11 protein-coding genes are annotated in these 12,705 nt (G+C 52.3%); 8 read left to right on the top strand and 3 right to left on the bottom strand.

Going from position 1 to position 12,705, the window contains the following annotated elements:
- Positions 1 to 25 precede the first annotated feature (25 nt).
- Complete coding sequence (locus D4L85_RS20580) at positions 26 to 1,105, bottom strand: DUF1573 domain-containing protein (protein WP_119756074.1); 1,080 nt, start codon at positions 1,103 to 1,105, stop codon at positions 26 to 28.
- 72 nt (positions 1,106 to 1,177) lie between these two features.
- On the opposite strand from D4L85_RS20580, the gene trpS reads away from it, so the two are divergent.
- Positions 1,178 to 2,149, top strand: coding sequence for a tryptophan--tRNA ligase (gene trpS, locus D4L85_RS20575; protein WP_119756073.1), 972 nt, complete (start codon positions 1,178 to 1,180; stop codon positions 2,147 to 2,149).
- Positions 2,150 to 2,202: 53 nt separating this feature from the next.
- On the opposite strand, the gene D4L85_RS20570 is transcribed toward trpS, so the two are convergent.
- Entirely contained in the window at positions 2,203 to 2,568 is a 366-nt protein-coding gene (locus D4L85_RS20570) for a hypothetical protein (protein ID WP_119758877.1), read from the bottom strand.
- A gap of 428 nt (positions 2,569 to 2,996) precedes the next feature.
- Between D4L85_RS20570 and hppD the strand changes: the two genes are divergently transcribed.
- From hppD to mtaB, 4 genes are all read left to right on the top strand, one after another.
- A complete protein-coding gene (hppD, locus tag D4L85_RS20565) occupies positions 2,997 to 4,091 on the top strand; it encodes a 4-hydroxyphenylpyruvate dioxygenase (protein ID WP_119756072.1) in 1,095 nt (364 codons plus the stop codon).
- Between the two features lie 101 nt (positions 4,092 to 4,192).
- Positions 4,193 to 5,923, top strand: coding sequence for a phospho-sugar mutase (locus D4L85_RS20560; RefSeq protein WP_119756071.1), 1,731 nt, complete (start codon positions 4,193 to 4,195; stop codon positions 5,921 to 5,923).
- Positions 5,924 to 6,015: 92 nt separating this feature from the next.
- Entirely contained in the window at positions 6,016 to 6,474 is a 459-nt protein-coding gene (locus D4L85_RS20555) for a DinB family protein (protein WP_119756070.1), read from the top strand.
- A gap of 86 nt (positions 6,475 to 6,560) precedes the next feature.
- Positions 6,561 to 7,880, top strand: coding sequence for a tRNA (N(6)-L-threonylcarbamoyladenosine(37)-C(2))-methylthiotransferase MtaB (mtaB, locus tag D4L85_RS20550; RefSeq protein WP_119758876.1), 1,320 nt, complete (start codon positions 6,561 to 6,563; stop codon positions 7,878 to 7,880).
- A 454-nt stretch (positions 7,881 to 8,334) separates the two neighbouring features.
- Here the strand turns inward: mtaB and D4L85_RS20545 are convergent, their stop codons facing one another.
- Positions 8,335 to 8,991, bottom strand: coding sequence for an ABC transporter ATP-binding protein (locus D4L85_RS20545; RefSeq protein ID WP_119758875.1), 657 nt, complete (start codon positions 8,989 to 8,991; stop codon positions 8,335 to 8,337).
- 70 nt (positions 8,992 to 9,061) lie between these two features.
- On the opposite strand from D4L85_RS20545, the gene sucC reads away from it, so the two are divergent.
- From sucC to D4L85_RS20530, 3 genes are all read left to right on the top strand, one after another.
- Positions 9,062 to 10,273: an ADP-forming succinate--CoA ligase subunit beta gene (gene sucC, locus D4L85_RS20540; RefSeq protein ID WP_119756069.1), complete on the top strand. Its 1,212-nt coding sequence runs from the start codon at positions 9,062 to 9,064 to the stop codon at positions 10,271 to 10,273.
- 55 nt (positions 10,274 to 10,328) lie between these two features.
- A complete protein-coding gene (locus tag D4L85_RS20535) occupies positions 10,329 to 11,204 on the top strand; it encodes a DUF6089 family protein (protein WP_119756068.1) in 876 nt (291 codons plus the stop codon).
- Positions 11,205 to 11,338: 134 nt separating this feature from the next.
- Complete coding sequence (locus D4L85_RS20530; protein ID WP_119756067.1) at positions 11,339 to 12,604, top strand: chloride channel protein; 1,266 nt, start codon at positions 11,339 to 11,341, stop codon at positions 12,602 to 12,604.
- Positions 12,605 to 12,705: the final 101 nt, after the last annotated feature.

The following is a 12,705-nucleotide window of genomic DNA, read 5'->3' as shown; positions in this document are numbered from 1 at the left end:
ACTACTGGCTACTAAGGACCAGCAATCAATCCTCGACGTAGGCCGAGAAAAGGATGCGCTGTACAGGATTCTGTGGATCATTGGAATAGATGGTCACAGACTTTTGTTGCGTGCCCTTGCGGTCGAGGGGGTTGAACGATATGCGTATCGTGCTGCTCTCGCCGGGCTTGAGGGTGGTCTTTTTTGCCGACGCGGTGATGCACGTGCAGTTGCCCTGCACGGACTTGATGGCCAGCTCCTTTTTGCCTGCATTGAACAACTGCACTTCGCGCTCGGTGGCGGCGTTGGGTTGCACGCGACCAAAGTCGAGGTTGGTGGTTTGCAGTCGGAGTTGAGGCGCTTTGGCCAGGTCTTCGGGTTTGAGTTCGCCAAACTCATCTTCGAGCGTGGCGTAGATGGAGAACGATTTGGTGATGTTCTGTTCGTCGTCGGTGAATATCTCGACGTTGTCGGACTGAAAACCGTATTGGCCTTTCATTTTGCCGTTATAGCTGATCTTTACGTTGCCTTTGCCACCGGGAGCAACGGTTTTGGGTTGAACATCCACCTTGATATAGGCTGGTCCCACATATTTGCCGGAGTAAGTGATGTCTTTCGTGCCTCCGTTTATGAACGGGAAGTCGCGCACAGTGAACTCGTCCTTCACGAATACCTTACCCATGTTGAACGAGCCCGACTTCAGTTTCCAGCTTCCGTTGGCGGCCTGGAACTCAGAGTTGGGTGCTCCCACTTCGGTGGCCACCTGTCCTTTGATCTGGAGGATGATGGGGTTGGAATCGGCGTCGGTAGTGACGGTGAGCGATTTATTGAAATAGCCGGGACGTCCCTTCGGGTTGAAGCTGGCCTGGATGAAGCCGGTTTTGCCGGGGGCAACGGGTTCTTTGGACCACGCCGGCGTGGTGCATCCACACGAAGCCTGCACCGACAGGATCTTGATGGGCCGGCCGGCGGCGTTGGTGAACAAAAACTCGTGCGAGACCTCACCACCCTCCTCTTTTACAGCACCAAAGTCGAAGATTTCCTCGCGGAATTGGACCAATTTGACCATTTGACCGGAAGCCGCGACGGCGAGGAACATGAAAAAAATGGCGAAGGATACCCGCATGTTTTCGATTTTTTAGAAGGGCAAAGTTAAAACTAATTCAGTTCAGCTTTATTTTATTTTCTTTGCAAAACTATGGCCAGAATTTTAACGGGTATTCAAAGCAGCGGACGTCCTCATTTAGGCAATTTATTGGGGGCCATCATTCCCGCCATTGAACTTTCACGAAAGCCCGGCAACGACTCCTTTTTCTTTATTGCGGACCTGCATTCACTCACCACCGTCAAAGACACCGAAACCCGCGTGGCCAATGTGCGCGCCGTGGCGGCCGCTTGGCTGGCCTTTGGTTTTGATACGGAGAAGAACTATCTGTATCGCCAGTCGCGCATTCCCGAAGTGTGTGAACTGACGTGGTACCTGAGCTGTCTCACGCCCTATCCGATGCTGGCCAATGCCACATCGTTTAAAGACAAGGCCGAAAAACTCTCGGACGTAAACGCCGGGATCTTCACCTACCCTGTGCTGATGGCGGCGGACATTATTTTGTATGATGCCAACTTTGTGCCCGTGGGCAAGGACCAACGCCAGCACCTGGAAATCGCGCGCGACGTGGCCTCCAACTTCAACAACACCTTTGGCGAAACCTTTGTGCTTCCCGAAGCCAAGATCGAGGAAAGCGTGATGACCATTCCCGGCACGGATGGCCAGAAGATGAGCAAGTCGTATGGCAACATCATCGACATTTTTCTGCCCGACAAAGAGTTGCTCAAAGTGATCAAGACCATCAAGACCGACAGCACGCCCATGGAAGCGCCCAAGAATCCCGACGGCGACAATGTGTTTGCCATCTACAAATTGCTGGGCACACCCGAGCAAACCGAAGACCTGCGCCAAAAATACCTGGCCGGCAACTTTGGTTATGGCCACGCCAAGCAGGCGCTGTTTGAGCTGATCGTGGAGAAATTCAAGAAAGAACGTGAGGCATTCAACTACTATATGAGCAACATCGATGCCCTGGAAGCCAAGCTGTCGGAAGGTGAGGCAAAGGCCCGTAAGATCGCCTTTGAGGTGCTGGATCGCGTACGCAAAAAATTAGGTTCCCGCTAAAAGCCGGGAACCTCTCCTATTTTCTTTACCGGTTCTGCCGGATCATTTCAAGTCTATTTCTTATCGACCGTCCAAACCACTTGTTGCTTGTCTTTTCCAAGCGCCAGGATGATGCGCGTGGGTGCGGGTGACAGCACGAGGCGCGTGTCTTTTCCGGGAAGCTTGTCCACCTCCACAGGCACACCCTGGCCGAGGTAGGCGATGGGCATCAGCACATCGTTGTCGGGGCAATATTCATCGTGCACGGTTTGGAGGGCGTCTTCCAGGAAGTCGCCGTATTCGTCCTGGAAGGCATCTTCCAGGTCGTGGAGCTGTTCTTCCAGATCGTCGTATTTGGGATTGTTGTAGTCGATCTTTGCCAGCTCTTCTCTTTTCTTTACAATTTCCTGAAGGGCCTTATCGAGTGCGGTGGTGTTCATACCAGGGTTATTTTTGGCAAAGATTACAGAATTCGGCGAATTAGAAAAATGGATTTTAACCAGACTGCTCACGTTATATTGCACCGCACCGAACGCGGCGGTCCCGGCGCTTTGCGGCGTTAACCGAAAAAGGGTTGTCCCTCGCCGCTCGCCCATCCAAGCGATTGCCAGTGAAGTAACGGTCCTATCTTTGACAAAGCTTGTGGGACAGCTCCAACGGTCACACATAAAATTTGGTCACCTGGCCCTTTTCGGCGGCGGTCGCCGAATAATCGTTCTCAAAACTACGGACCACAGAATGTCCTTCGCATATCCCAAACGATTGCACCCGATGCGCTAACTTTAGGATAAAAATTGGCCGTCGATGAAGATTCCGCGCGAGCGAAAGCATTGGCCAAGAAAAAAATCAGGCGTTAAAAAAGACAACCATGAACGAAGACTTTCTTCCCCTGCTGGGCACCGACCATATCGAACTGTATGTGGGCAACGCCAAGCAAGCCACCTTATTCTACCAACACTGCATGGGCTTTCAACTGGTTGCCTATGCTGGCCCCGAGACGGGCGTCCGCGACCGCGCCTCCTATGTGCTGCAGCAAAACAAGATCCGGCTCGTGCTCACCACGTCGCTGGTAAAAGATTCCTACATTTCCGATCACGTGCGCACGCATGGCGACGGCGTGAAAGTGCTGGCCCTCTGGGTAGACGACGCGCGCAAATCGTTTTATGAAACCACGCAACGCGGCGCCCAACCCGACCGGGAACCCACGGTGCTGAAAGACGAGTTTGGTGAAGTGGTGATCTCCTCCATCAAAACCTATGGGGAGACCGTGCACACTTTTGTGGAACGGAAAAATTACAAAGGCCCGTTCCTGCCGGGTTACAAGCCCCGTAAAAATCTCGTGCAGACCGAGCCCATCGGCTTGCTCTACATCGACCACTGTGTGGGCAACGTCGGGCTGGGCGAAATGAACAAGTGGGTAAAATTCTATGAGGACGTGATGGGCTTCAAGCTGCTCATCACATTCGATGACGAAGACATTTCCACCGAATACAGCGCCCTCATGTCGAAGGTGGTCTCCAACGGCAACGGCTATGTGAAATTTCCCATCAACGAACCCGCCCAAGGCAAGAAGAAATCGCAGATCGAAGAATACCTCGACTTCTACAACAGCGCGGGCGTGCAACACATCGCCATCGCCACCGACGACATCATCTACACCGTCGGCGAACTGCGACGCCGGGGCGTGGAATTTTTGTATGTGCCCGAGCAATATTATACTGATGTGATGGCGCGGGTGGGCACCATACAGGAGGACCTGGACGAATTGAAAAAGCTCAACATCCTCATCGACCGCGACGAGGAGGGCTACCTGCTGCAGATCTTTACCAAGCCTTTGCAAGACCGGCCCACGGTGTTCTTCGAGATCATTGAGCGCAACGGGGCCAAATCGTTTGGCAAGGGAAATTTCAAGGCCCTCTTTGAAGCCATCGAACGCGAGCAGGCGTTGCGCGGCAATCTCTAGAAATCTCGGTGTGGTGGTAGAATTCTTAAACCTAAAAGCGCTGGGCGGGTTTAAGAATTTACCTACTTTTGGGCGTATTACCCTTTAGCAAAAACACAACCATGAACGACCTTCTTGAACGCGTGCGCGCGAAAGCACAAACCTGGCTGGACAGTCCCGCCATCGACGACGCCACCAAGGCCGAAGTGAAAGCCCTCCTCGCCAAGCCCGATCCGAAAGAGCTGATCGATAATTTTTATAAGGACCTGGAATTTGGTACCGGCGGCCTGCGTGGCATCATGGGTGCAGGTTCCAACTGCATGAACAAATACACGGTAGGTGTCGCCACCCAGGGCCTGGCCAACTACCTGAACAAGAATTTCACCGGCAAGAAGATCACCGTGGCCATCGCCCACGACAGCCGGAACAACAGCCGTTTCTTTGCCGAAACCGCCGCCGCCGTACTCTCCGCCAACGGGGTGGATGTATACTTGTTTGCCGAATTGCGCCCTACCCCGCTGCTGTCGTTTGCCATCCGGTATTTGAATTGCCAGTCGGGCATTGTGATCACGGCTTCACACAATCCGAAGGAATATAACGGCTATAAAGCCTATTGGACCGGTGGCGCGCAGGTTGTGCCGCCCCACGACAAGAACATCATCCAGGAAGTCAATGCCATCACCTCCTTCGGGCAAGTGCGCTTTGTAGCCGATGCCGCGCGCATCCATACCATCGGACCGGAAGTGGAGAAGGCCTATTATGAAGAGGTGAAAAAACTTATCCCGAACCCGGAGGTCATTGCGCGTCATCGCGACATCCCGTTGGTGTACACCAGCCTCCACGGTGCGGGCATCACCATGGTGCCGGAATGTTTGCGCCAGATCGGTTTCACCAACATTCAATTGGTGGATGAGCAGAAAGTGCCCGACGGCAATTTCCCCACGGTGCCCTCGCCCAACCCCGAAGAAAAATCAGCCATGGAAATGGTCATCAAGAAAGGAAAGGCAGCCAACGCCACCATGGTGATGGCCACCGACCCCGACACTGACCGCGTGGGCATCGGCGTGCGCAAAACCGACGGCGAATTCATCTTGCTGAACGGCAACCAGGCGTTCTGCCTCATGATGTATTTCATCCTCAAAAATCAAAAAGACAAAAAGAACGCCTACATCGCCAAGACCATCGTGACCAGCGAACTGGTGGACACCATGGCGAAGGACTTGGGCATCGCGTGCTACAACACACTGACCGGTTTCAAATACATCGCCGAGCTCATGGGCAAGCTGGAAGGAAAACAACGCTTTATTGCGGCCGGCGAAGAAAGCTATGGCTACATGGTGGGCGACTTCGTGCGCGACAAAGACGCCGTATCGGCCTGCGCCTTTTTTGCTGCGATGGCGGCGAGTGCAACGGACGAAGGCAAGTCGGTGTATGACTGGCTGATCGATATGTACGTGAGCTTTGGCTACTACAAGGAAGCGCTCGTGAACGTGACAAAGAAAGGCCAGCAAGGCGAACAGGAGATCAAGGCCATGATGGAAAAATTCAGGGGCAACCCTCCTGCAGAAATTGCGGGCAGCAAAGTGGAACGCCTGCTGGACTACAAAACGCTGAAAGAAAAAAATCTTCTCAGCGGTCAAACGTCAACACTCGATTTCCCTGCATCGGATGTACTACAATTCTATTTGCAAGATGGCAGCAAGCTTTCGGTACGGCCTTCGGGAACGGAGCCGAAGATAAAATTCTATGTCAGCGTTCATGCTCCTCTGAAATCGAAGGAAGACTTTGCGAAAGTGGACGCTGTGCTTGAGAATAAGATAAAGCAACTGGAAGCCTATTTGCTCTCCGTATAACTTAAACCGCAAAGGCGCAAAGAAAAAACGCTAAGCTCTCTGCGTCAACTTTGCGTCTCTGCAGTTTAAAAATGAATTTAATCACCTCCCCTATGATTCCCTTTCTCCAATCCCTCCACAAAATCTTCGACCGCGACATCGCCAAAATGGAAGCCGAGATAAGCCAATATCCCACGGAAGAATCCATCTGGAACATCGATGGCGCCATCAAAAACCCCGGTGGCAATCTTTGCCTCCACCTTTGTGGCAACCTGCAACACTATATCGGTGCCGTGCTGGGCGGCACGGACTATAAACGCAACCGCGATCTTGAATTCTCCGCCAAAAATGTCTCACGCCACGATCTGCTCGCCGAGATCCAACGCACCCGCCAGGCCGTTGCCACGACCTTAGAAAGGCTGGATCCGAACCTGCTTGAAAAAGACTATCCCGCACCCGTTTTCGACTACGCCATGACCACGTCCTTTTTCCTTATTCACCTGTCGGCGCACTTGGGCTATCACCTCGGACAAATCAATTATCACCGCCGGCTTTGTGCTGCGTCTTCGTGAAAAGCTGACTTTCGTTGGTTTAGGATGAGGCCTAAGGCCAGAGCATGCGTCACAAAACGGATGGATTTGTTAAATTTGCGCCCACGATGAAAAAAGTGGCTTTTTACACGCTGGGATGCAAACTCAACTACTCGGAGACCTCCACGATCTCGCGTTTATTTGAGGAAAAAGGCCATAAAAAGGTCGATTTCACCGACACGCCCGACATTTTCATCATCAACACCTGCTCCGTCACAGAGAACGCCGACAAAAAATGCCATAAGATCGTGCGCGAGGCCCGCAGCATATCGCCCGATGCCTATGTGGCCATTATCGGGTGCTATGCCCAATTGAAGCCCAAAGAAATTGCCGAAATACCCGGCGTGGATGCTGTGCTGGGAGCCGCCGAAAAATTCAGGCTGGTGGAATTGCTGGACGGCTTTGTCCGTCAACCACAAGCCCAGGTGTTTGCTTCCGATATTGAAAAAGCCAACCGGTTCAACACCTCCTACTCACTCCACGACCGTACCCGCACTTTCTTAAAAGTACAGGACGGATGCGACTACTCGTGCACCTTTTGCACCATCCCCCTGGCCCGCGGCAACAGCCGCAGCGACAGCATCGCTAACATCGTGAAAACCGCCGAAGAGATCGCCACCACCGAAGTGCGGGAGATCGTACTCACCGGGGTGAACACGGGCGACTTCGGACTCCAGGAAGGAAAACGTGTGGAACGATTTGTTGATCTCATCAAAGCACTGGACCAGGTAGAAGGCATCGACCGCTTCCGGATCTCTTCCATTGAACCGAATTTGCTCACCGACGAGATCATCGCTTTTGTGTCGCAGTCGCAGCGATTTGTTCCGCACTTCCATATTCCGTTGCAATCCGGTTCCAATAAAGTATTGAAGTTGATGAAGCGCCGCTACCTGCGCGAGCTTTACCACGACCGCGTGAACACCATCAAGTCGCGCATGCCTCACTGCTGCATCGGCGTTGACGTGATCGTTGGATTTCCCGGCGAGACCGACGAAGATTTTCTGGAGACCTATCAATTCCTGAACGAACTGAACATATCGTACCTCCACGTATTCACGTACTCCGAAAGAGAAAACACACCCGCAGCTTCCATGTCTGGAAAAGTGCCGGCCCACGTGCGTGCAGAGCGCTCGAAGATGTTGCACATTCTTTCGGATAAAAAGCGCCGGAAATTCTATGAAGAAAACCTGGAGCGCGAAGCCACCGTGCTTTTCGAGAACGATGTGGAAGAGGGCATGATGCACGGCTTCACGGAGAACTATATCCGCGTCGTCGCCAAGTATGATCCCGTGTTGGTAAATGAGTTGAGGAAAGTAAAACTCCTTCAGATACAAGCGAAAGGACTGGTGGAAGTGGAAGATGCCGTGTCTGAGGTGCACCTGCATTGATGTTGCCTTCCTGCAATTATCGATGAATTCGCTGCTAAAAATGCATTCTTTTATGAAGTTCCCGGTTTCCGCTGTGTTGTAAGAATAACCGACGCGGTGCCCCCTCACGATCTTGCTCTTTACTTGCTAAGACATTGAATATCAGCCTTCAGACAATCTAAGGAATGACATTCACTTGCAGTCTGCAAAGCTCTTTTTTTCGAAAGGGGTGCGTAAGATTAGTCCCTTGCGAACAGCAAATTTCTGACGCGAAGTCCATATCGATCGTAACCTCCCCCATTCTTACACGATTGCCAAAAGCCCCTACAATGCCAGGTGCGTGGAGCCACGCCCACCTACCTTTGTATTGTCATTGTGTTATACGGCTTGCAGAACGATTTTGAGGGGAGCCAGGAAGAAGACCACGAATGGTGAAGAGATGAGTGGGGTCTTCTTTCTTTCTATTTTTTCTATTTCACGCGGCCTTGATGCGGCCATCTTTTAATTCAATTTTCCGGTCGGCCATAGTAGCCAACGACTCGTTGTGGGTAACGATCACAAAGGTCTGCCCGATTTCCGTCCTCAACTTGAAAAACAAATTATGCAACTCGATAGCATTGTGCGAGTCGAGGTTTCCGCTGGGTTCGTCGGCCAGGATGAGGTCGGGTGCATTGATCATGGCGCGGGCCACAGCAACGCGTTGTTGTTCGCCTCCGGAGAGCTCCGACGGTTTGTGATGCATGCGTTCGTGCAAGCCCAACCGATCCAGGAGCGACAGGCCCCTTTCTTTCACTTCCCGATCGGAGCGTCCACCGATGAGGCCGGGAATGATCACATTCTCCAGTGCCGTGAATTCCGGTAGCAGGTTGTGAAATTGGAACACAAAGCCGATAGACTTGTTTCGAAAGGCTGCGAGGTTCCGCGCCGACTGGCTGAAGACATCCTTGTCCTGGATGAACACTTTGCCCTTGTCGGGTGTGTCCAACGTGCCGAGGATGTGAAGTAAGGTGCTTTTGCCGGCGCCGGAAGCGCCAACGATGGTGACCACCTCTCCCTTGCCGATCTGCAGGTCGATCCCCCTCAATACCGGCAGGGCGCCATATGACTTTTCAATATTCGTGGCCCGAAGCATCCTCGATTTGTATGTTTTTGTTTTGAAATACAGCTGTAAATAAGCTAGTTTCGCCCAAAACAAAAAATTCATGAACATCCACGAATATCAGGGCAAGGAGATTCTCAAGAAATACGGGGTAACCATTCAACGCGGCATCGTGGCCGACACACCGGATAGCGCTATTCAGGCAGCCAAAGAGTTGCAGGCCGAAACCGGTACGAAATGGTTTGTGGTGAAGTCCCAGATACATGCCGGTGGCCGTGGAAAAGGAAAAGTAAAGGAAACGGGTTCTCATGGCGTGGTGCTTGCCAAAAACATCACGGAAGTGCCCGATAAAGTAAAAGCCATTTTGGGCGGCACCCTGGTGACCCATCAAACCGGGCCGGAAGGCAAAAAAGTAAATAAAGTGCTCATCGCCGAAGACGTATACTACCCCGGCGAAAGCGAGCCAAAGGAATATTATATGAGCATCCTGCTGGATCGCTCCAAGGCTTGTCCCGTGATCATGGCCTCCACCGAAGGGGGTATGAACATCGAGGAAGTAGCCGAAACCCACCCGGAGAAGATCATCAAAGAATGGATTGACCCGGCCATTGGCTTGCAGGCTTTCCAGGCCCGCAAGATCGCTTTTGCCCTGGGCTGGGAAGGCAATGCCTTCAAAGAGGGTGTGAAATTCATTGGCTCCCTCTACAACGCCTACCTGGGCCTGGATGCCTCCATGTTCGAGATCAACCCCCTCTTGAAAACCTCCGATAACCGCATCCTGGCCGTCGATGCCAAGGTGAACCTGGACGACAATGCCTTATATCGTCACAAGGACCTGGCGGAACTAAGAGATATCACCGAAGAAGATCCGTTGGAAGTGGAAGCAGGCAAAGCCGGCCTCAACTATGTGAAGCTCGACGGTAACGTGGGCTGCATGGTGAACGGCGCCGGCCTGGCCATGGCGACCATGGACATCATCAAATTATCCGGCGGCGAGCCCGCTAACTTCCTGGACGTGGGAGGTGGAGCAAACGCCGAAACCGTAGAAGCAGGCTTCCGGATCATCCTGAAAGACCCCAATGTGAAAGCTATCCTCATCAACATCTTTGGCGGCATCGTGCGTTGCGACCGGGTTGCCAATGGTGTGGTCGAAGCGTATAAAAAGATAGGCGATATCCATGTGCCTATTATCGTAAGATTGCAGGGAACGAACGCCGAAGAAGGAGCAAAGATCATCGAACAATCGGGCCTGAAAGTGTTTTCGGCCATTGTTCTAAAAGACGCGGCGCAGCGGGTCAAGGAGGTTTTGGCCTGATGACCTTCGCCCAATAAACAAAATTGCTTATCTTACGTTTTGCATTTATACCCCTATGAAAAGGTTAGCTACCCTCACCCTAATCAGTGTTATAGGAATGCCCTTACTGGGGTATTCCCAAAGCTTCAACTTACTGCGCCAGGATCGAAACTTCCTGGTGAGCATTGGTTCGGGCACTGCTAACTACTATGGGGAAATGGTAAACCCAGGTGAATTTGGCAAACTAAAGCCCAATATCGCCCTTGGCGCAGAGTACTACCTCAACAGCCGTATCAGCGCGCGGGCAGAACTCACCTGGTTCCAATTGTCGGGCGACGATAAAAAAGCAAACGACAGCCGGAAGCTGCGCAACCTCTCGTTCACAGCCAATTGCATAGAATTCAGCGCCTTAGGGGCGATTAACCTGAGCCCTATGGGCCTGCGTTTCTATCAGCGGTCTACGCTTAACTTTCATGCTTTCGTCGGGATCGGCCTTCTATACTTCAACCCCAAGGCCAATTACCAAGGCCATTCCTATGCACTCCAGCCCTTGCAAACGGAAGGTGTCAAGTATAGCCGCATCCAGCCGGTTATACCCCTCGGCCTGGGAGCCCGTGTAAAGTTGAACCCCTTCTTCAATATCCTGGTGGAAGCCGGATATCGCATCACGTTCACCGATTACCTGGACGACGTAAGCGCGCGGAAATACCCTGCCCCAGCCACCTTGAAAAGTGACCTTTCGCGGGCGTTGTCTGATCGACGGGGAGAGCTCGGCCCTGTGAACACCAATGACACCGATGGCATCCGGGGAAATCCGGATAAAAAGGATGGTTATTTTATCACCAACATCACTTTGCAGTATTATTTGCCTGTGACCCTGTTCGAGAACTCCGACCGGAAGCTCTATAACCGGAAACGCAAGGCATATTACCGCAGACCAAGAAGCCGGTAAGCCCCGAGCACTCTCCGCGACCCATTCCGCACCTATTTTTTTTGAATTTCTGACGGCAAATCCTGACAGGACGCGCTTCGTTTTGTATTTTTGCGACCCCTGCCTTTGCGCTGAAAGCCATTTTTTAATATTGCATGCGAAGAGAGTATTCCCTGAAATTTAAGAAACTGAAGCGTATCCCGGCCCTCGTATTGGCGTCGGTGACGATCGGCGTGCTGTCGGCCTTGCTCACGGATACCTTAAAGCTGGTGACGGAGCATTATGAGGGACAACTGTACGACCGCTTCCTGGAACACAACGCCCTGATCATTGCCTTGCCCTTTGCGGGCTTTATTGCCATTCTGCTCCTGCGTCACTTCCTTTTCCGGAACACGGTCAACAAAGGCATGCGCGAGGCCATGGACTGTTTATCGGCCCGGACAAAATATTTACCTGCGTACAAAATTCCTTCGCATTATTTTAATGGCTTTCTAACGGTGATCTTTGGAGGCTCTACAGGCATCGAAGTGTCTACCGTGGTGGCTACCGCTACCGTTGGTTCTCTATCCAGTCAAAAAACCACCTGGTTGAAACGGTATAAGAACGAGTTGATCTGTGCGGGCATCGCCGCCGGGATCACGGCGCTGTTCAATGCGCCCCTGGCAGGCGTTGTGTTTGCTATGGAAGTGTTCGCACAGAAGATAAACAAACGTCACCTGCTGAGCACTGGGGCGGCGGCCTTCACGGCCTATGCTGTGAACCTTGGCTTAGGCGACGAACCTGTGTTCCGCTTGACAGTAACGCACTGGAATACGTTCGCTATGCCCTATTTTGTCCTGCTCGGTGTACTTGCGGGAGTCTTTTCGACGTTGCTGACGCGATCCATTGTGTGGGTAAAAGACTTTTCACAGATCATTGAAAATACCTTCGTAAAGATCCTGTTGGTGTCGGCGGTCATTTCAGTCTTTATTTTCATGTTCCCCAATTTGTATGGTGAAGGATACTCCTCCATCAATGCCATGGAGAACTCACCCGTTACCACGCAGGCGTTGCTAAGCCTTGCCTTGGTGCTGATGATCAAACCCGTGGTGACCTCGCTTACGTTGAGCGCAGGCGGTGACGGTGGTGTATTTGCTCCCAGCCTGTTCATGGGCGCCTTCCTCGGCTTTTTGATGGCTTCCCTGTTGAATACCTATTTTCATGCCGGCGTTGTACCTGTCAATTTCATCGTCATCGGCATGGCGGCCTTGCTGAGCGGAAGCATACACGCACCCCTCACCTCGATCTTTCTGCTGTGTGCCGTGACGGGAAATTATACACTCTTTGTTCCGATCGTTGTCGCCTCGGTGGTGGCCAAGATCGTGGCCCGGCTTATCCTTCCTTATACCGTATACTCTTATTCCCCGGTGTACCGGAAGTAAAAACTAAAAGAACGGCAGCGCACAAAAAAAGAGCGCTCTTTAGCAGAACGCTCCTTTTAGGCTGGTCTATGGCCGATGACTGCTTTTTTGCGAGACCATCG

It is taken from the genome of Chryseolinea soli (assembly GCF_003589925.1).
Classification (GTDB): domain Bacteria; phylum Bacteroidota; class Bacteroidia; order Cytophagales; family Cyclobacteriaceae; genus Chryseolinea; species Chryseolinea soli.
The sequence above is the reverse complement of the archived record's forward strand: the minus strand, read 5'-3'. Positions and strand labels throughout refer to the sequence as shown.

Bases quoted from the DNA above. Each gene is read 5' to 3' on its own strand.
- D4L85_RS20570 (WP_119758877.1), bottom strand. From the start codon at position 2,568: ATGAACACCACCGCACTCGATAAGGCCCTTCAGGAAATTGTAAAGAAA.
- sucC (WP_119756069.1), top strand. From the start codon at position 9,062: ATGAACATCCACGAATATCAGGGCAAGGAGATTCTCAAGAAATACGGG.
- mtaB (WP_119758876.1), top strand. From the start codon at position 6,561: ATGAAAAAAGTGGCTTTTTACACGCTGGGATGCAAACTCAACTACTCG.
- D4L85_RS20560 (WP_119756071.1), top strand. From the start codon at position 4,193: ATGAACGACCTTCTTGAACGCGTGCGCGCGAAAGCACAAACCTGGCTG.
- hppD (WP_119756072.1), top strand. From the start codon at position 2,997: ATGAACGAAGACTTTCTTCCCCTGCTGGGCACCGACCATATCGAACTG.
- D4L85_RS20555 (WP_119756070.1), top strand. From the start codon at position 6,016: ATGATTCCCTTTCTCCAATCCCTCCACAAAATCTTCGACCGCGACATC.
- D4L85_RS20545 (WP_119758875.1), bottom strand. From the start codon at position 8,991: ATGCTTCGGGCCACGAATATTGAAAAGTCATATGGCGCCCTGCCGGTA.
- D4L85_RS20530 (WP_119756067.1), top strand. From the start codon at position 11,339: ATGCGAAGAGAGTATTCCCTGAAATTTAAGAAACTGAAGCGTATCCCG.
- trpS (WP_119756073.1), top strand. From the start codon at position 1,178: ATGGCCAGAATTTTAACGGGTATTCAAAGCAGCGGACGTCCTCATTTA.
- D4L85_RS20535 (WP_119756068.1), top strand. From the start codon at position 10,329: ATGAAAAGGTTAGCTACCCTCACCCTAATCAGTGTTATAGGAATGCCC.
- D4L85_RS20580 (WP_119756074.1), bottom strand. From the start codon at position 1,105: ATGCGGGTATCCTTCGCCATTTTTTTCATGTTCCTCGCCGTCGCGGCT.